Consider the following 19,123-nt stretch of genomic DNA (forward strand, 5'->3'; position numbering starts at 1 on the left):
AAATAAATGCGGCAAATGATGGAGGTCACGATGACATCGGTCGATCATCTCGATCTGAACCTGTTGCGGGTGTTCCAGGCGATCGTCGAGGAGCGCAGCCTGACCAAGGCCGGCGAGCGGCTCGCGCTGTCGCAGCCGGCCGTCAGCTATTCGCTCGGGCGGCTGCGCACGCTGTTCGACGATCCGCTGTTCGTGCGCACGCGCGCGGGGATGCAGCCGACGCCGGTCGCGCTCGAACTCGCGGGGATCGTCGGCAAGGCGCTCGACATGGTGCGCGTCGCGCTGCGCTATGCGGAGCGTTTCGATCCGGCGTCGAGCACGCGCACGTTCCGGCTGTCGCTGTCGGATGCGGGCGAGATGGCGTACTTGCCGGCGATCTGCCAGGCGCTGCGCGAGCGCGCGCCGCGCGTGACGCTCAGCGTGCAGCCGCTGCCGGTGGAGGAGATCGAGGAGGCGCTGCGCGCGAGCCGGCTGGACTTCGCGATCGGCAACCTGCCGGAGCTGATGCCGCGCACGCGCCACCAGCTGCTGTTCGAGGAAACCTACGTGTGCATGACGGGGCGCCGGCGCGGGTTGCCGGCCGGTGCGGCGCTGAGCCTCGAGCAGTTCGTGCGCGCCGCGCACGTCAACGTGAAATCGGTCGAGCACAGTCACCACGCGCTCGACGACGCGTTGCGCGCGCAGGGCGTGGGCCGCAACATCGCGCTCGAAGTGCCGCACTTCGTCGCGCTGCCGAGCGTGCTGTCGGTCACCGATCTCTATGCGACGCTGCCGAAGCGGCTCGCGCGGATCCTGAACCGCGACAACGCGTTCCGGCTCTACGAGCTGCCGGTCACGCTGCCGCCCGCGCCGGTCACGATGCACTGGCACGAGCATTTTCACGAGGACGAGGGGATCGCGTGGATGCGCGCGCTGCTCGCCGAGATCGTCGAGCGGTTCGACGACGCGTGACGGTCGGGCTGCGTGAGCGCGTCAGAGATCGAGGAGGACTGCTAAAGTATGGGCTTCGAAGTGCTAGGCCTGACGTTGAGAGAGCAACGTTATGTTCTGCAAAGCCGATACGGAGAACAGGATTCATGGCTTCAGTGACGATTGATCTGGGTGCCGGAAAGCGCGCTACGCTCACGCGTGCGTCACGTTCAAGCGGTACCAGCTTGTCCGCCAGTCAACGCAGCGACGTGTCCGAATTAATGTTGCACTGGCCGAAATACAGTGGTCTGACCACGAACGTGCTGACATACCTTCGCCAACTTGGCCTAGACGCACTCCAAGGCACTCCGCTTGATGCGCTCAAGGCTGCCATCGAAAATGGACGCGTGGCGGTACAGATCGAACGACAAGCGGTTGGTGGTGGGGGTTCGGCTGGAGGTTCTCCCACAACTCCGCCATTCCCAAAAGCCAATAGGTTCGCCAGTGTGCCGAGAATGGCCCCGCTACCGGTAGACAAGCCCTTGCCTGGTTGGGCGACACCCAGCGATGTGTCTGCGGGCGAGCTCATGAGCTATCTGCAGAGTGTTGTCTCGGGCGGTGCAGGTGGTGCGGCCGCGATGGCGGGCGGCGCGGGCTTCGCTGATTCGACTTCGCTCAGTGAGGCATCGCCATTCGATTTTTCGCCAGATGCGTTGGGAGACGCGGTTCAAGTCGCGGGTGTCGACCGAGGCGATATGATGGCCTGCGACATCATCAAGGCTGAGTGCAAAGGCTCAGTGTTGCGCGAGTTCCCAGGGCAATATCTGAATTCGACGCTCAACGAGATTCAAGGTGATGCGAGCGATGGCATCAAAGAGGCGCGTAAGGCGCTCAAGTTGCTCAACGATAACCGTTTCAAGAAATAGGTGCCCGACATGACCCCCAACACACTGTTCGATCTGCTCGATCAGCTCGAATCTGCGAAGATCCACTACACCCTGAGCCGCAACCGACCGGATACGGTGCTGGTTTCGATCACGGTGGTCGGGATGCGGGTAGAGGTTGACGTGTTCCGAGACGGGCACACCGAGGTTTGCATCTTTCGCGGCACGGAGGAACCCACGGACGATGCGAATGAGCTCGAACGTATCATCGAAGCAAATCGGGATTGATTGCTGAGCGCCGCGCGCCCGCATCTTCCGACGCATTGCACCGATGATACGGGGCGCATCACAGATCGAGAACGAGCACCGCCGAGCGAGCCCGCGACACGCAGCAGCAGATCACCGTGTTGCTCGCGCGCTCGGCCTTGCTGAGGCAGTGGTCGCGATGATCCGGCTCGCCGTCGAGCACCGGCACCATGCAGGTGCCGCACACGCCTTCGCCGCATGACGTATCGACCTCGACGCCGATGCGCGCGAGCGCGTCGACGATCGACGTGCCGGGCGCGACGCGCACCGCTTGGCCGCTGCGCTGCAGGCGCACTTCGAAGCCTTCCGCCGGGGCGGCGTCGACAGCGGCGTCGGCCGCGACGGGTTCCGCCGCGAAGCGTTCGAGGTGAATCGCGTCTTCCGGAAGCCGCGTGGCTGCCGCCGCGACGACGGCATCCATGAACGGCCTGGGCCCGCACGTATAGACGTGCGCTTTCGCGTCGATCGACTCGACGCAGCGGCTCAGTTCGGCCGCGAGCGCATCGGGTGCGATCCCGTAATGGAAGGTCACGCGCGACGCGAACGGTTCGGCCGACAGTTCGTCGACGAAGGCCGCGTGTTCACGGCTGCGCGCGAAGTAGTGCAACCGGTAACGCGCGCCGCGCTGCGCGAGCGCGTACGCCATCGACAGCAGCGGCGTGATGCCGATCCCGGCCGCGACCAGCACATGCTCGCTCGCGTCGTCGGCCAGACGAAACAGGTTGCGCGGCGCGCCGATCGACAGCTCGGCACCGACGCGCACGTCGTCGTGCAGCGAGCGCGAGCCGCCGCGCGACTGCGCTTCCCTCTTCACCGCGAACAGGTAGCTGCCGCGCTCGTCGGGGCGGCCGCACAGCGAGTATTGCCGTGTGACGCCGGACGGCGCGGTGACGTCGATATGGGCACCCGGCTCGTACGCGTCGAACGGCTGGCCGTCGACGCGCGAGACCCGGAAACAGCGGATGTCCTGCGCCGCGTCGATCAGCGCGTCGATCCGGACCTGGTGGCGGTTCGCTTGCATGGGGTGTTCCGTGGGGTAGAAGAAACCGGCGCGGCGGATACCGCGCCGTCATGCAACCGAGAATAAGGACGGGCATCGCATAAATCAAATCGATAAAAAAGCGATGCCAGAATCAGTGGGGTGGATGATGGTCGGCGACCAGCATGACGGCCGCGGCGTCGACGATCGCGCAGGCGGTGCGCCGAACACGCGATCGCTGAACAGCGCGACTTCAGCGTGCGGCCGCGGCGCGGCCACCGTCGACGGCCGCCTCAGCCGAAGCCGAAGCCGACGCTGACCACCGCGACTTCAGCGTGCGGCAACGGCGCTGCCGCCGTCGACAGTCGCATCGGCCGAAGCCGAAGCCGACGCATGGCCGCGTTCGCGCTCGAGGCTGCGTCGATACTGCCGGCAGCCGACGGCCAGCAACATCGCGGCGAGCGTGGCCGCCGCGATGTTCACGATCGACATCGAATGGCCGACCGCCGCCGGCGCGCCGAACACGCGATCGGTGAACAGTGCGACGACGGTCGTGCCGATCCCGAGCGCGATCAGGTTCGACACGAGCAGGAACAGCGCGGAGATCTGCGCGCGCATCTGGTTCGGCGCGAGCGTCTGCATCGCGGCGGTCGACGTCGGCATCGGGAACGACGCGAAGAACATCGCGACGACGAGCATCGCGAGCGATGCCGGCAGGCTGTCGAGCTGCGTGAACAGCGTCGCGGGGATCACCATGCACGCGGCGCCGATCGCACCGGCGCGCATCGGCGCATCGGTGCGGCCGCGGCGCAGCAGCCAGTCGTTGAGCCAGCCGCCGCAGAACACGCCGGCGGTATTCGCGACGAGCAGCACGATGCCGAGCGTGTAGCCGGCTTCGACGGCCGTCATCCCGAAGCGGCGGATATAGAACGCGGGCGTCCAGCTCAGCAGGCAGTACAGTGTCATCGCGTAGAACGAGAAGCCGAGATAGTGGCACGCGAAGGTCGCGCGATGCGTGCCGACGAAGCGCAGCGAATCGCGCATCGACACGCGCCGCACGGCGCCCGAGCGGTCCTGCGCGAGCCCCTTGCGCTGCGGGTCGCGCACGGTCGCGGCGAACAGCAGCGCGACGAGGATCCCCGGCAGCCCGACGATCAGGAACGTGACCTGCCACGCATGCACCTGCCCGACGACCGGCAGCGTGAACGCGCTCGCATGCTTGAGCAGCGCGATTACGTAGCCCCCGATCAGGAACGCGACGCCGCCGCCGATGAACGAGCCGAGCGAATACACGGCGATCGCGCGGCCGAGCTTCTCCTTCGGGAAGTAGTCGGCGAGCATCGAATACGCGCCGGGCGACAGCGCGGCCTCGCCGATGCCGACTCCCATCCGCGCGACGAACATCTGCACGAATTGCTGGCTGAGCCCGCATGCGGCGGTCGCGACGCTCCACAGCGCGATGCCGAGCGCGATGATGCGCGGGCGCGCGTAGCGATCGGCGAGATACGCGACGGGCAGGCCCATCACCGCGTAGAACAGCGAGAACGCGAAGCCGTTGAGCAGGCTGAACTGCGTGTCGGTCAGGTGCAGGTCGCGCTTGATCGGTTCGATCATCAGGACGAGCACCTGGCGATCGACGAACGAAAAGACATACGCGAGCATGCAGATGACGACGACATACCATTCGTACGTATAGCGCTTGCCGTCGGCAGCGCGGGCCGTGGGTGCGGACATGCGGATTCTCCAGGAGCGGGCGATGGAAAAGCGCGGCGCGGGCCTCGCGGGCCGGGTGCCGTCGCGGTGCGAAAGCGTGCGGGTGACACGATCGGAGACGCAGCGTAGTCGGCCAAATTCGGCCGCCATAGCCGGAGTGACAGCCGCGCCACACGGACATTTACCGACGCGGATAAAGAAAACACCGAGGCCGTGCGCGCGGGCCGCCGCGCGGCGCACGTGCGGCGGCGCGTGCGCGCATCATGCGGCGCGTCTATAAGCGTTATAGAGCGCATTGCGTCGACGTCCGAAATTGTCGTTCCTAGACTCGGCCCGTTTTTGATCGGCAGCGTTCGCATCCGAATGCGAACGCGCTTCATGTCAAACGGCGCGATGCCGACAAGCGCCGGCATTTCCACGGGACGACCAAGATGAACCATTCGAACGGGCGGGCCGACCGGCTTGCCGTACCGCTTGCCACGCTGGCGGCCGCGCTCCTTGCGTGCGCATCGCTGCCGGCTGTCGCGCAATCGAGCGTGACGCTCTACGGCCGCATCGACACCGCGATCGAATATGCGAACGCCGGGCCGAGCCACGTGATGCGCGTGGGCAGCGGCAACCTGTGGGCGTCGCAGTGGGGGCTGAAGGGTGTCGAGGATCTCGGCGGCGGCTACGCGACGATCTTCAAGCTCGAGGACGGCTTCAACGCGGCGAGCGGCGCGCTGTCGAACGGCAGCGCGCTGTTCGGCCGCGAGGCGTGGGTCGGCATCACCGGGCCGTTCGGCGGCGTGCAGTTCGGCGAGCTCTACACGATCGTGCACACGACGCTCGTCACGTACAGCCTGCCCGGGCTCGGCGCGGGCCTCGCATGGGGCAACGCGACGAACAACTTCGTCGGCCCCGCGTTCCTGCGCGTGCGCAACTCGCTGCGCTACACGTCGCCGCGTTACGCGGGCTTCATGCTGCGCGCGATGGCCGCGCGCGGCACCAACGGCGCGGCCGGCCAGCCGGCGACGCTCGGCGACACGTACGGCGCGGGCCTCAACTACGTGCGCGGCGGGTTGTCGGTCGACGTCGACTACATGCAGCAGAAGTTCAGCCCGGTGGCGGCATCCGCGCTCGGCGTCACCAGTTCGGCCGCGAACGGCAACTACACGGTCGGCGCGATCTCGTACGACTTCAACGTCGTGAAGGTCGCCGCGCTGTACATGCGGCATCGCGGCGGCCCCGACGTCGCGGCCGCGATCGACAGCCAGAGCGCGTATCCGCACAGCGACACGATGGAACTCAGCGCGACGGTGCCGATCGGGCGCGCGTCGCTGCTGCTGAGCATCGGCCACTACCGGAAGGTCGCCGACAGCGACGGCAACGCCGATTCGTACGGCATCCGCTTCGACTATCCGCTGTCGAAGCGCACGGTGCTGTACACGGGGGCCGCGATGGTGCGCAACGGCGCGCACGCGCGCTTCGTCGTCAATGGCGCGGCGGGCGGCGGCGTCGCGGTCGCGAAACCCGGCGCGACCGCCAGCTCGATCGTCGCGGGCATCCTCACGGCGTTCTGACCGCCGAGGCCGGCCTGCGCCCGCCCGCGCCGCTATGCGCAGGCGGGCGGTTGCGGCGCGAGCCATGCGTCGAACGGTGCCTGCCGGCCGATGTCGAACAGCTCCAGCAGCAGCGCGCGCAGCCACCGATGGCCCGGGTCCGCATCGAAGCGCCGGTGCCAGTACGCGTTGACGGCCCATTCGCCCGCGCCCGCGATCTCGTAGAGCGTGCACGGCTGGCGCGCCGCGAACGTGAGCGCGACGGTCTCCGGCAGGATCAGCGCGTAATCGCCGTGTTCGAGCAGCGCCGGCACCACCAGGAAGTCCGGCAGCGCCGCCCGCACTCGCGGCATCAGGCCGTGTCGTTCCAGCAGCTGCATCGATTGCGGATGCGCGGTCACCGCGACGAAGCGCAGCGCGTCCGGCGCGTCGCCATCGAGCACGAAACCGCCGGGCAGCGCGAGGCGCTGCGCGGTGCGGCGCGGCATCAGCAGCACGCAGCGTTCGTGCAGCAGCGCGGTCCGCTGGAAATGGCTCGAGGCATCCGCGAAATGACCGAGCGCGAAGTCGATGCGGCCCGATTCGAGCGCGACGTTGAGCTGGCATTCGTCGACGTGCAGCGTCTCGATCACCGCGCCCGGCGCGCGCCGGTCGAATGCCGCGAGCAGCGTCGGCAGGAACGCGCTCGCCGCGAAGTCGCTCATGTGCAGCCGGAACACGCGCTGGGTGCTGTCCGGCGCGAAGCGCGAGCCTTCGTCGAGCACGTCCTGCAGGATCGCGAGCGCCTTGTCGACCGATAGTGCGAGCCGTTGCGCGCGCGGCGTCGGCTCGACGCCGGTGCCGGTGCGCACGAACAGCGCGTCGCGAAACATCAGGCGCAGCCGGCCGAGCGCGTAGCTCACCGACGGCTGCGTGACGCCGAGCCGCAACCCTGCGCGGCCGACGTGCCGTTCTTCGTACACCGCGCGAAACGTCTTCAACAGGTTCAGGTCGAGGTCCTGCACGCGCAGGCCGTCGGGCGCGTCCGCGTCGTGCGCCGCGGGTTCGGGGCGGGCCGGCGGCCGGCCGGTGGCGGAGTGCGTCATGGTGCTTGCCTCGCGGTGACGGAAGGCAGGTGGCCGTAACGCCGCGCATACGCCTTCGCGAAATGGCCGAAGCCGTGAATGCCGTGCGCGATCAGCACGTCCGTCACGCTGCGCGCGTCGCCGCGCTGCAGCGCGGCGTGCACCGCGGCCAGCCGGCGCTCGCGCACGTAGGTGGCCGGCGTGGTGTTCAGGAACGCGCGGAACGCATGCTGGAGCGTGCGCGGCGCGACGCCCGCGACGGCCGCCAGCGCGGCGAGCGCGAGCGGGTCGCCCAGGTGCGCGTCGACGTGGTCGCACGCGCGGCGCACGTGCGCCGGCAGCGGTGGCGTGCCGCGTGCGAGCGCGGCGCTGTACGAATGCGGCAGGTGCGTGAGCAGCAGCGCCATCAGCCACGCGGTGAGATCGGCGCCGAACGTCGTGATCGACGTGCCGATTCCCGGCTGCGCGCCGAGCCGGCACAGGTATTCGAAGGTCGGCAGCACGAGCGCCGCGCCCGCGCCGTTGCCGCCGGCCGCGAGATCGAACTGCAGCGGCCGCGTGAGCGTCGTGTGCAGCATGTCCTGCAGCTTGCGCTCGAGTGCGCCGCGTTCGAGCCGCAGCACCAGGTTGCGGCAATCGGGGCTCGTGCTCAGGCGGCTCGCGAGCGCCGGCGACGACACCGTCAGCTGGCCCGGCCCGGCGCGTGCGACCACGTCGCCGGCCTGCAGCTCACATGCGCCCGACAGCGTCAGCCGGAACAGGAAATGCCCGGCATCGTCGCCGAACTCGATGCGCGTCTCGCGGCCGTAGCAGAGCTCGAGCAGTGCGCCGTGATGCAGCGGCACCTCGTACAGCTCCGCATGAAACGGATCGCGGCCGTGCGCGGCCATCCGGTGCGGCCCGAGCCGGTGCGCGACCGCGCGTTCGACTTCGTCGGGCGCATGCAGCGTGCCGAGCCGGTTCGGCGCATGTCGGGAAAGGGCGATATCCATGCGGTGGCCTCGTGTCGGATGGATGGATGCGACGTCGTGCGCATCGCCGCGATTGCGTTGCGCGAACGGGCGCGCCGTTGCGCGTTTTGAAGCGACGCGACGTGCGCCGCCGCGTAGTCTCGGCAACACTCACTCACCGGGAGACGACGATGAAGGTATGTGTACTGGGCGGCGGCCACGGCTGCCATGCGGCCGCGATCGACCTGTTCGAGAAGGGCCACGACGTGACGTGGTGGCGGCGCGACCGCGAACCGCATGCGCGGCTGCGCGAGCTCGGCGCGTTGCAGGTGACCGACTATCGCGGCAGGCGTGCCGTGCCGCTCGGCGACGCACCCGGCGCGATCCGCCTGAGCGACGATCTCGCGGCCGCGCTGCGCGGCGCGCGGCTCGTCGTGGTGCCGCTGCCGGCCGTCTCGCACGATGCGCTCGCCGCGCAGGTCGCGCCCCTGCTCGAGGACGACCAGGTCGTGTTCCTGCCGCCCGGCACGTTCGGCAGCGTCGTGTTCGCGCGTGCGGCGGCCGATGCCGGCAACCGCGCGCGCGTCGCTTTTGCCGAGACCGGCACGCTGCCGTACCTGGTACGCAAGCATGGCGACAACGCGGTCGTGATCAGCGCGTATGCGACGCGCCTGCCGACCGGCGTGTTTCCCGCGAACGCGGCGGCCTGGGCGTTCGACGTGCTGCGCGCGGGCTACCCGTCGGTCGAGCCGGTCGAGGATGCGCTGTCCGGCGCGCTGATGAACGCGGGCCCGGTGATTCATCCGCCGCTGATCCTGATGAACGCCGGGCCGCTCGAACACTTCGACGCGTGGGACATCCACAACGAAGGCACGCAGCCGTCGATCCGCCGCGTGACGAATGCGCTCGATGCCGAACGCATCGCGGTGCGCGAGGCACTGGGCTACCGCGCGCCGCATTTCCCGCTGGCGGACCACTACGCGACCGACGGCGACGAATGGATGTACGGGCGCGGCGCGCACGGCAAGCTGACCGACAGCGGCGACTGGCGCGAGAAGATCGATTTGCGCACGCATCGCTACATGCTCGAGGACACCCGGCTCGGGCTGTCCTTCATCGCGTCGTGCGGGCGCTGGGCCAACGTGGCGACGCCCGTTGCGCAGGGGCTGCTGAGCGTCGCGTCGGCGGTGACCGGCCGCGACCTGTATGCGCAAGGGCGCACGCTGGAGGCGCTCGGCCTCGCCGCGCTGTCGCGCGACGCGATGCGCGCGCTGCTCGATGCGGGGTACGCCGCATGACGCCCGCCGCCGACGTGACGCGCGTGCACGTGCTCGGCGCGGGACGCATGGGGCAGGGGATTGCGCTCGTCTTTGCGTTCGCGGGCCTCGACGTGACGCTGATCGACTTCAAGCCGCGCGATGCGCAAGGCCGGCGCGTATTCGAGGATCGCACGCGCGGCGAGATCGCGCGGCCGCTGCATGCGCAGGTGGCACTCGGCCGGATCGATGCCGACCAGGCCGCGGCCGTCGTCGCCCGCATCGCGCTGGTCGCGCGTGAGGGCGCGGCGCCCGCCCTGCGCGACGCCGGCATCGTGTTCGAAGCGCTGCCCGAAGTGCTCGATGCGAAGGCCGACGCGCTGCGCTGGCTCGGCGCACATGTCGATGCGCATGCAACGATCGCGTCGACGACGTCGACGTTCGTCGTCACCGAGTTGCAGCGCTATGTCGCGCATCCGGAACGGATGCTGAATGCGCACTGGCTGAACCCGGCGCTGCTGATGCCGCTCGTCGAGATCAGCCGCAGCGACGCGACCGATCAGCGGGTCGTCGACGCACTGGCCGCGCTGCTCGAACGCGTCGGCAAGAAGCCGGTGATCTGCGGGCCGGCGCCCGGCTACATCGTGCCGCGCATCCAGGCGCTCGCGATGAACGAGGCGGCACGCATGGTGGAAGAGGGCGTCGCGAGCGCCGAGGACATCGACATGGCGATCCGCACCGGCTTCGGCCCGCGTTTCGCGGTGCTCGGGCTGCTCGAGTTCATCGACTGGGGCGGCTGCGACATCCTGTACTACGCGTCGACGTATCTCGCCGGCGAGCTCGGCCCGCGGTTCGCGCCGGCCGACAGCGTCGTGCGCAACATGGCGGCCGGGCGCGACGGCGTGCGTAGCGGTGCCGGGTTCCACGACTATGCGCAGGTCGACGTGCCGGCCTACATGCGGCAGCGGCTCGGCGAATTCGCGCGGCTGCTCGACCACCTGGGACTGGCGCCCGAGTTCGACGGCGCGCGGCGCAGCACCGACGCATAGCGCGGTCGTCGCGGCCGGGTGCGATCGTCGCGCCGCGCACGCGTGCACGCGGTACCGCAAAACGGTGTGCCGTTCGCCGGCCGGAAGCGTCGCGTGCGCGGCGGCTACGCTCATGCCGCGTCGCCGCGCGTGTCGGCTGCAGGCGTGCCGCGCGTCTCGCGCATCACGCACAGCGTCGCGACGGTCACGAGGCCGAGCGCCACGAGGAACAGCGACACGGGCCACGACGCGTGATAGCGCGCGAGCAGTGCGGTCGCGATCAGCGGCGACATGCCACCCGCGAAGATCGACGCGACTTCATGGCCGAGCGCGACGCCCGAATAGCGCACCTCGGTGCTGAACAGCTCGCCGACCAGCGCGGGCAGCGTGCCGATCATCGCGCCGTGGCTCACCGCGGTACCGACCGTCAGCGCGAGCCACACGAGCGGCGTCGCACGCGTGTCGAGCAGCCAGAAGAACGGAAACGCGCACGCGACGAGGCTCAGCGCGCCGATCAGGTACACGGGCTTGCGGCCGATCCGGTCGGACAGCCGGCCCCACGCGAGCATCGCGCCCATTTCGACGATCATCGCGATCATCACGCCGGTCAGCATCACGCCGTTCGGGATGCCGACGTATTTGCCGTAGACGAGCGAGAACGCGAGGAAGATGTACGCACCGCCGTTTTCGGCGACGCGCAGCCCCATCGCGAGCAGGATTTCCTTCGGATGGCGGCGGATGCATTCGACGATCGGCAAGTGCGTGTGCGCGCCGCGCTTGCCGGCCTGCTCGTAGTCGCGGCTTTCCGGCAGGTGGCGGCGGATGTAGATGCCGATCGCGAAGATCGCGATGCTCGCGAGGAACGGCAGCCGCCAGCCCCACGTGCGGAACGCGTCGTCGGGCAGCGCCTGGGCGGCGAGAAACGCGGCCGACGACAGCACGAAGCCGCCGCCGACGCCGAGCTGGCTCCACGCCGCGTAGTAGCCGCGCTGCTCGGGCGGCGCGTTCTCGCTGATCATCAGCACGCCGCCGCCCCATTCGCCGCCGGACGCGATGCCTTGCAGCAGCCGCAGCACGACGAGCGCCGCCGGCGCCCACAGGCCGACCTGCGCGTAGGTCGGCAGCAGGCCGATCGCGAACGTCGACGCGCCCATGATCAGCAGCGTCCACACGAGCGACGCCTTGCGGCCGTAGCGGTCGCCGACATGCCCGAACACGATCCCGCCGAGCGGCCGCGCGACGAAGCCGAGCGCGAACGCGGCGAACGCTGCGAGGCTGCCCGCGAGCGGCGACGCGCCGGGCGGAAAGAACACGTGGCCGAACACGAGCGCGGCGGCCGTGCCGTAGACGAAGAAGTCGTACCACTCCATCGCGTTGCCGGCGACGGAGGCGATGACGATGCGGCGAAGCTGCCGGTCGGCGAGCGGCCGGGCGGCGCTCGGGGATTGCATGGTGTCGGTCGGGTACATGGCGGACTCTGAAGGGGGCGGGTGCGTGCCGTCTCTGCGACGCATGCGGCACTGCGGGCTAGTGTTGTCGGCACCGCCGCCCCGGTCAAATCCGCAGAAAAAGGGGAGTGTCATCACTCCCGCAAATGATGGTCGCGGCGCGCACGGCCGTACCCGCGCACGCCGGTGCCCGTCACCGCTCGATCTGCCGGTTCCAGCGCGTGTCCCACTGCGCGCGGCGGGCGTTGATCGCCGTCCAGTCGACCACCGTCAACTTGCGCACCAGATCGTCGACGTTGCCAAGGCTTTGCTGCATCGCAGCGGGCATCTTCGCGAGGCGATTGGTCGGGATCTGCTTGCCGGCTTCGGCCGCCTTCGTCTGCGCGGGTGCGGACAGCAGGAACTGCGCGAGCTTCTGGGCCAGTTGCGGATCCGGGTTGTTCGCGACCACGCACAGATCGACGAGCAGCAGCACCGGGCCTTCCTTCGGGTTCGCATACGCGACCGGAATGCCCTTGTCCTGCAGGTCGCCGACGCCGGTCGGCGTCAGCGGGAACAGGCCGGCCTCGCCGGTCTGCACCATCTCGGAGATCTTCGCCGAGTTCGGGATGTACTCGACGACGTTCGGCCCGACCGTGCTCGCCCACTTGCTGAAGCCGGGCTCGACGTTCTGTTCGCTGCCGCCGAGCAGCCGGTTGATCGCGAGAAATCCGTGCAGCCCGAACGTGCTGCTCGACGCGGACTGGAACACGACCTTGCCCTTGTATTTCGGGTCGGCGAAATCCATCCACGACGTCGGCGGCGCCCAGCCTTTCTCCGCGAACAGTTTCTTGTTGTACGCGATGCCGGTCATGCCGAGCTGCACGCCCGCGCCGACATCGTCCTTCATTCGCGCGAACGGATAAAGCTCCTTCAGTACCGGCGAGTCGTCGAGCTTCTGGCATACACCGAGGCTGACCGCGCGCGCCATCACGCCGTCGTCGAGGAACGCGACGTGGATTTGCGGTTTGTTGCGGTTCGCGAGCAGCTTCGCGAGCACGTCGGACGAGGTGCCGGGCACGACGATGACCTTCACGTTGTTCGCCTTCTCGAAGTCGGGCAGCACCTGGCTCGTATAGGCCTTTTCCATCGGGCCGCCGTTCATGCCGACGTAGATCGTCTTGGTTTGCGCGAACGCCGGCGCGCCGGCGCCTGCGAGGCAGAGGGCGGCAGCCGCCGCGATCGTTCCGAGCAGTTTCATCGTTGGGTCTCCTCTTGACGGAAAGGGGCGGTCGGCGCGGCTTGGGGGAAGAAGCGGCCGATCGAGAATGCATCGAGTGGCGTGGCGGTTTCGCCGATTGTGACGAGCTCGGCGAGCACTTCGCCGACGCCCGGCGCGAGCAGGAAGCCACCGCCGGAAAAGCCGAACGCATGCAGCAGGTTCGGCGTGGTACGGCTCGCGCCGATGATCGGGTTGTGGTCGGGCGTGCAGCCTTCAACGCCGCTCCACGTGCGGATCAGCAGCGCGTCGCGCAATGCGGGCAGCAGCGCGCACGCATCGCGCATCACCGCGCGCGTCGTGTCGACCGACGGCTGGCCGAACTCGCCGTCGCCGCGGCCGCGCCCGCCGCCGATCACGCAGTTGCCGCGCGCGACCTGTCGGGCGTACACGCCGCCGCCGTACACGCCGAGGTTGTGCGTGATGAACGGCGGCAGCGGTTCGGTCACCCACATGTTCGGGTAGATCGGCTCCATCGGCACGGCTTCGCCGAAGCGCTCGGCGATCGTGTTCGCCCATGCGCCGGCCGAGTTGATCAGCCACGTCGAACTGAACGCACGGCCGCCCGCAACGACATGAAAACGCGTGCCGTCGTGCCGGGCGTCGTCGACCGGCGTGTGCTCGAACACGTCGGCGCCCGCTGCGCGGGCCGCGCGCGCGAACGCGGGCGACACGACACGCGGGTTCGCGTGCCCGTCGGTCGCGCACAGCGAGCCGCCGACCGCGGCGCGGCCGAGCCACGGGTAGCGGCGGCGGAACGCGTCGCCGCGCATCACCTGCAACGGCAAGCCGTGCTCGCCGGCAAGCGTCGCGTAGGCATCGAGCGCATCGAGATCGGCGTCGCTGCGCGCGAGCCGCAAATGACCCGACACGACGAATTCGCCGTCGATGCCGATCAGCTCGGGCAGGCGATCCCAGATGCGCCGCGCGCGCAGCGCGAGCGGCAGTTGTTCGGCGGGGCGGCCCTGGCAGCGCACGCCGCCGTAGTTCACGCCGCTTGCCTGCGCGCCGCAGTCGCGGCGCTCGAACAGCGCGACGCGCAAGCCGTGCCGCGTGAGCGCCAGTGCAGCCGAAGCGCCGACGAGCCCGCCGCCGACGATCGCGACGTCGTAGTGACGGCGTTCACTCATCGCGTGCCTCGTCGGGAATCGCCGCGACATCGTCGCCCACGAGTGCGGCGGAGATCGGGAACGGCTTCACCGGCGGTTGCGCGCGCAACCGGCCGACGTCCGCGAGCGCGCGGCCGGTTTCCGCGGCGAGCACGAGTGCGGTCGCGTCGCCGCACATGCGGCCCTGGCAGCGGCCCATCCCGGCGCGTGTCAGCGCCTTCAGCCGGTTCAGCTCGGTCGCTTCGCCACCGCGGATGCAGCGTCGCAGCGTACCCGCGTCGATTTCCTCGCAGCGGCACACGATCGTGTCGTCCGGGCAGCGCGCGGCGAGTGCGGCGGGCGGCGCGAACGCCGCTTCGAGGCCGGCACGGAACGCGCCGAGCCGGGCGAGCGTGCGATCGAGCGTCGCTACATCGGGCTTGCCGGCCAGCGACGGCGACGACGACGGCATCGCGATACCCGCATCCCCGAGCAGCGCGAGCGCCGCGCGTCGCCCGGACGCCTCGGCCGCGTCGGCGCCTGCGATGCCGGCACCGTCGCCCGCCACGTAGATGCCGCGCACCGATGTGCGGCCGGCCGCATCGCGTTCGGGCAGCCATGCGCGGTTGAGCGGATCGAAACGGAACCGGCAGCCGGCGAGATCCGCGAGCTGGGTCTCGGAACGCAGCCCGAAGCCGAGGCCGAGCGCATCGCAGTCGAGCATCCGCGGCGGCGCGTCGCCGCCGGCCGCGCGCCATGCGAGGCCCGTTACGTGCCGCTCGCCGAGCACGCGCTCAAGCGTGACGCCGGTTTCGATCGCGACGCCGTGCGCGCGCAGCCAGCCGATGTAGTACAGCCCCTTCGCGAATGTGGACGGCATGCGCAGCAGGGCGGGCGTCGCGGCAGCCTGCCGGCGCAGCGGGCTCGTGTCGAGCACGGCCGCGACCTGCGCGCCGGCCTTCGCGTACTGATAGGCGACGAGATACAGCAACGGCCCCGTGCCCGCGAACACGATGCGGCTGCCGATCGCGCAGCCCTGCGCCTTCAGCGCGACTTGCGCGCCGCCGAGCGTATAGACGCCCGGGAGCGTCCACCCGGGTACCGGCAGCATGCGATCGGTCGCGCCGCTCGCGACGATCAGGTGCGAGAACGGCACGGTCGTTTCGCGGCCGTCCTGCAGCGTGTCGACGCGGCCCGCGCCGCACGCCCAGGCGAGCGTGTTCGGCCGATAGTCGACGTGCGGCAGCAACGCGGCCATGGTGCGGTGCACGGCATCGGCCTTCGCGGCCTCGAAGCCGTACAGCGCGCGCTTGCCGCGCGCGAACGCGCCGTCGGCCGGCGGCTGGCGATAGATCTGCCCGCCCCAGCACGCGTTCTCGTCGATCACGACGGGGCGCAGCCCCCCGTCGACCAACGCCTCGGCCGCGCGCACGCCGGCCGGCCCCGCGCCGACGATCACCGGCCGCAGTGCGTCGCTCATGATGCGTCTCCGGCCGTGTCGGGCTGCGCGCCGGTGAGAATCCGCATGCCATCGGCGATCGGCGTCGAGCAGGCGCGCACGCGGGCACCGGCCTCGGTGCGGACCCAGCAGTCCTGGCACGCGCCGATCAGGCAGAAGCCCGCGCGCGGCTTGCCGCTGAATTCGCTCACGCGCACGCGGCGCTGCGCGACGAGGATCGCGGTGAGCACGGTGTCGCCGGCGAGCGCCTGCGCGGGGCGGCCGTCGAGCGTGAACGCGACGGCGGCGCGCTCGCGTTCGGCGACGCGCACGAATTGCGCGCCGTCGTCCGCGTTGTCGGTGGAGCGGGAAACGAAGGTCGTCATCAGTGTTGGCCGATCAGGATGCGGTTCAGGCCGTACACGCGATCGAGCAGCAGCATCGCGCCGGCGGTGATGAAGATGACCAGCGCCGATACCGACGCCATCATCGGATCGATCGATTCGGTCGCATACATGTACATGCGCACCGGCAGCGTGACCGTCTGCGGCGACGTGACGAAGATCGACATCGTCAGCTCGTCGAAGCTGTTGATGAACGCGAGCAGCCAGCCGCCGGTGATGCCAGGCAGGATCATCGGCAGCGTGATGCGGCGGAACGTCGTCCACGGGTCGGCGCCGAGCGAGCACGCGGCCTGCTCGATGCTGCGGTCGAGGCCCGCGACGGACGCGAGCACGAGCCGCATCACGAACGGCGTGATGACGATCATGTGCGCGAGCAGCAGCCATGCGAACGAGCCGGTCGCGCCGATCAGCGCGAAGAAGCGCAGCAGCGCGATGCCGAGCACGAGGCCGGGAATCACGAGCGGCGACAGCAACAGGCTGTTCAGGAACGCGCGGCCGGGAAAGGTCGCGCGGCCGATCGCGAGCCCGGCGGGCAACGCGATCACGAGCGACAGCGTCGCCGACGCGAATGCGAGCTTCACGCTGTTGGCGAACGCGGTGACGAAGTCCGGATAGTCGAGGATCGCGCGGAACCAGCGCAGCGACAACTCGTGCGTCGGCAGCGTCAGCGTTTCGTCGGGCGTGAACGCGACCAGCACGACGATCGCGAGCGGCGCGAGCACGAACAGGATCACGAGCGTATGGAACGCCAGGGCGAACGGGCCGTTCTTTCTCATCGGGAAGCGCCTCCGAGGCTGCGCGCATAGCGGCGTTCGAGCACGCGGTAGTAGGTGAGCATCACCACGAGGTTCGCGACCAGCAACAGCACCGCGATCGTCGCGCCGAGCGGCCAGTTCAGCGAGCCGAGGAATTCGTCGTAGACGGCGGTCGCCGCGACCTTCAGGCGGCGTCCGCCGAGCAGGCCGGGAATCGCGAACGCGCTCGCCGACAGCCCGAACACCATCAGGCTGCCCGACAGCACGCCCGGCATCAGCTGCGGCACGACGATGCGGCGCAGCGTCGTGAACGGCGACGCGCCGAGCGACAGCGCCGCGTGCTCGGTCTGCGGATCGAGCCGCTGCAGTGCCGTCCAGACGGGAATCACCATGAACGGCAGCATCACGTGGACGAGCGCGATCACGATCGCGAACGTGGTGTATTCCAGCTTGTACGGCCCGAGGCCGACGAGACCGAGTGCCTGGTTCACGAGCCCGCTCGTGTTCAGCAGCATGCTCCAGCCGAACGCGCGCACGACGACCGACACGAGCAGCGGAGCAAGGATGACGAGCAGGAACAGCGAGCGCCACGGATCGCGCATCTTCGACAGCACGTACGCTTCGGGTGTGCCGATCGCGACGCAGATCGCGGTGGTCAGCGCGGCGATGCCGAACGTGCGCGCGAAGATCGTGTGGAAGTACGACGAGCCGAGCACCTCCGCGTAGTTGCCGAGCTGGAAGGCGGCGATCGGACCTGTGGCCGGGTCGTAACGGTAGAACGTGAGCGCGAAGGTCATCGCGAGCGGCACGAGCACGAGCGCCGCGAACAGTGCGAACGCGGGCGCGCACATCAGCCACAGCGGCGCGTGCGCACGCCACGTCGCGCGCAGCGCAACGCTGCCGGTGCGAAGCGGAACGGCGTCGGCCGCGTTGGCCGCCGCGGTCGCGGCCGCGCCCGATGGCGCGAGCCCGGCCGGCGCGCCGTCGGTCGAAAGCGGACGGGTAGGCTGTCGCATTCAGGCCTCCCGGCGCATCACGCGCACCGCGTCGCTGTGCCAGTCGACGCCGACCGGCGCGCCTTCCGCGAGCGGCTCCGCGCCTTCGTTCTGGCAGCACACGAGCACTTCGCCGAGCGCGCTGTCGACGCGGTACAGCCACTGGCTGCCGAGGAAGAAGCGGCTCGTGACGGTCGCGGCGAAGCGGCCCGCGCCGGGTGCGCACAGTCGTAGCTTCTCGGGACGGATGCACACCGACACGGCATCGCCGATGCGCACGTCGCGCTCGCGCGCCGGCAGGTGCACGGTGCGGCCGGTCTCCGCGAGATCGTGGCCGAGATCGATGCGGATCGCGTCGCCGTCGTGCGCGACGATCGTGCCGGGCAGCAGGTTCGCCTTGCCGATGAACTGCGACACGAAGTGGTTCTCCGGGCGTTCGTACGCGCGGTACGGCGTGTCCGTCTGCGTGATGCGGCCGGCTTCCATCACGACCACGCGATCGCTGATCGACAGCGCTTCCGATTGATCGTGCGTGACCATGATCGTCGTCGTGCCGATCTTGCGCTGGATCGCGCGCAGTTCGAACTGCATCTCCTCGCGCAGCTTCGCGTCGAGGTTCGACATCGGCTCGTCGAGCAGCAGCACCGGCGGCTCGATCACCACGGCGCGCGCGATCGCGACGCGCTGCCGCTGCCCGCCGGACAATTCACGCGGAAAGCGGTGCGCGAGCGCATCGAGGCGCACGAGCGCGAGCGCCGCGCGGATGCGCTCGGCGCGCTCCGCCTTGTCGACGCCGCGCATGTCGAGCCCGAAGCCGACGTTCTCCGCGACGCTCATGTGCGGAAACAGCGCATAGCTCTGGAACACGATGCCGAGCCCGCGGCGGTTCGGCTTCATGTGCGTGATGTCCTGCCCGTCGAGCGCGATGCGGCCGCGGGTGACGTCGACGAAGCCGGCGATCATCTGCAGCGTCGTGGTCTTGCCGCAGCCCGACGGCCCGAGCAGCGACACGAATTCGCCTTGTTCGACCGACAGGTTGACGTCGGCGACGGCGGTGAGCGCGCCGAACGATTTCGTCAGATCCGTAAGCGTGAGAAACGACATGGA

Annotated in this window: 18 protein-coding genes; 6 read left to right on the forward strand and 12 right to left on the reverse strand. The window is 69.5% G+C overall.

Annotated elements, in window-relative coordinates:
• The first annotated feature begins 30 nt into the window (after positions 1–30).
• The 3 genes from DID98_RS18140 to DID98_RS18150 all read left to right on the forward strand — a co-directional run bounded on the left by DID98_RS18140 (position 31) and on the right by DID98_RS18150 (position 2,081).
• A complete protein-coding gene (locus DID98_RS18140) occupies positions 31–951 on the forward strand; it encodes a LysR family transcriptional regulator (RefSeq protein ID WP_124487664.1) in 921 nt (306 codons plus the stop codon).
• A gap of 125 nt (positions 952–1,076) precedes the next feature.
• A complete protein-coding gene (locus tag DID98_RS18145) occupies positions 1,077–1,835 on the forward strand; it encodes a hypothetical protein (protein ID WP_185640867.1) in 759 nt (252 codons plus the stop codon).
• A gap of 9 nt (positions 1,836–1,844) precedes the next feature.
• Entirely contained in the window at positions 1,845–2,081 is a 237-nt protein-coding gene (locus tag DID98_RS18150; RefSeq protein ID WP_124487663.1) for a hypothetical protein, read from the forward strand.
• 58 nt (positions 2,082–2,139) lie between these two features.
• On the opposite strand, the gene DID98_RS18155 is transcribed toward DID98_RS18150, so the two are convergent.
• Positions 2,140–3,120: a PDR/VanB family oxidoreductase gene (locus DID98_RS18155; RefSeq protein WP_124571144.1), complete on the reverse strand. Its 981-nt coding sequence runs from the start codon at positions 3,118–3,120 to the stop codon at positions 2,140–2,142.
• 288 nt (positions 3,121–3,408) lie between these two features.
• A complete protein-coding gene (locus DID98_RS18160) occupies positions 3,409–4,812 on the reverse strand; it encodes an MFS transporter (protein WP_124520365.1) in 1,404 nt (467 codons plus the stop codon).
• Positions 4,813–5,222: 410 nt separating this feature from the next.
• Between DID98_RS18160 and DID98_RS18165 the strand changes: the two genes are divergently transcribed.
• Positions 5,223–6,353, forward strand: a complete 1,131-nt coding sequence (locus DID98_RS18165; RefSeq protein ID WP_124571145.1) for a porin — start codon at positions 5,223–5,225, stop codon at positions 6,351–6,353.
• Positions 6,354–6,385: 32 nt separating this feature from the next.
• On the opposite strand, the gene DID98_RS18170 is transcribed toward DID98_RS18165, so the two are convergent.
• Both DID98_RS18170 and DID98_RS18175 read right to left on the reverse strand, forming a co-directional pair.
• Entirely contained in the window at positions 6,386–7,417 is a 1,032-nt protein-coding gene (locus DID98_RS18170; RefSeq protein ID WP_044845355.1) for a LysR family transcriptional regulator, read from the reverse strand.
• The gene (locus DID98_RS18175; protein WP_124571146.1) at positions 7,414–8,388 is read right to left on the reverse strand and encodes an AraC family transcriptional regulator; all 975 of its coding nucleotides are present in this window, start codon (positions 8,386–8,388) and stop codon (positions 7,414–7,416) included. Before DID98_RS18175 ends, DID98_RS18170 begins: the two co-directional genes overlap by 4 nt.
• Positions 8,389–8,537: 149 nt before the next feature.
• Between DID98_RS18175 and DID98_RS18180 the strand changes: the two genes are divergently transcribed.
• Both DID98_RS18180 and DID98_RS18185 read left to right on the forward strand, forming a co-directional pair.
• The gene (locus tag DID98_RS18180; RefSeq protein ID WP_124571147.1) at positions 8,538–9,644 is read left to right on the forward strand and encodes an NAD/NADP-dependent octopine/nopaline dehydrogenase family protein; all 1,107 of its coding nucleotides are present in this window, start codon (positions 8,538–8,540) and stop codon (positions 9,642–9,644) included.
• Complete coding sequence (locus tag DID98_RS18185; RefSeq protein WP_124571148.1) at positions 9,641–10,651, forward strand: 3-hydroxybutyryl-CoA dehydrogenase; 1,011 nt, start codon at positions 9,641–9,643, stop codon at positions 10,649–10,651. Before DID98_RS18180 ends, DID98_RS18185 begins: the two co-directional genes overlap by 4 nt.
• A gap of 110 nt (positions 10,652–10,761) precedes the next feature.
• Here the strand turns inward: DID98_RS18185 and DID98_RS18190 are convergent, their stop codons facing one another.
• The 8 genes from DID98_RS18190 to DID98_RS18225 all read right to left on the reverse strand — a co-directional run bounded on the left by DID98_RS18190 (position 10,762) and on the right by DID98_RS18225 (position 19,120).
• Positions 10,762–12,099 (reverse strand): MFS transporter, encoded by a 1,338-nt coding sequence (locus DID98_RS18190; RefSeq protein WP_124571149.1) that lies wholly within the window; start codon positions 12,097–12,099, stop codon positions 10,762–10,764.
• A 172-nt stretch (positions 12,100–12,271) separates the two neighbouring features.
• Positions 12,272–13,318, reverse strand: a complete 1,047-nt coding sequence (locus tag DID98_RS18195) for an ABC transporter substrate-binding protein (protein ID WP_124522034.1) — start codon at positions 13,316–13,318, stop codon at positions 12,272–12,274.
• Entirely contained in the window at positions 13,315–14,466 is a 1,152-nt protein-coding gene (locus DID98_RS18200) for an FAD-binding oxidoreductase (RefSeq protein WP_044845349.1), read from the reverse strand. Before DID98_RS18200 ends, DID98_RS18195 begins: the two co-directional genes overlap by 4 nt.
• Positions 14,459–15,904, reverse strand: a complete 1,446-nt coding sequence (locus DID98_RS18205; protein WP_124571150.1) for an NAD(P)/FAD-dependent oxidoreductase — start codon at positions 15,902–15,904, stop codon at positions 14,459–14,461. Before DID98_RS18205 ends, DID98_RS18200 begins: the two co-directional genes overlap by 8 nt.
• Entirely contained in the window at positions 15,901–16,248 is a 348-nt protein-coding gene (locus DID98_RS18210; protein WP_124522041.1) for a (2Fe-2S)-binding protein, read from the reverse strand. The genes DID98_RS18205 and DID98_RS18210 overlap by 4 nt, the downstream gene beginning before the upstream one ends.
• Positions 16,248–17,042, reverse strand: a complete 795-nt coding sequence (locus DID98_RS18215) for an ABC transporter permease (protein ID WP_124571151.1) — start codon at positions 17,040–17,042, stop codon at positions 16,248–16,250. Before DID98_RS18215 ends, DID98_RS18210 begins: the two co-directional genes overlap by 1 nt.
• Positions 17,039–18,037: an ABC transporter permease gene (locus DID98_RS18220; RefSeq protein ID WP_124522045.1), complete on the reverse strand. Its 999-nt coding sequence runs from the start codon at positions 18,035–18,037 to the stop codon at positions 17,039–17,041. The genes DID98_RS18215 and DID98_RS18220 overlap by 4 nt, the downstream gene beginning before the upstream one ends.
• Complete coding sequence (locus DID98_RS18225) at positions 18,038–19,120, reverse strand: ABC transporter ATP-binding protein (protein ID WP_044845344.1); 1,083 nt, start codon at positions 19,118–19,120, stop codon at positions 18,038–18,040.
• Between the last annotated feature and the right edge of the window lie 3 nt (positions 19,121–19,123).

This window comes from Burkholderia sp. Bp8984, from assembly GCF_003853755.1.
Lineage (GTDB): Bacteria > Pseudomonadota > Gammaproteobacteria > Burkholderiales > Burkholderiaceae > Burkholderia.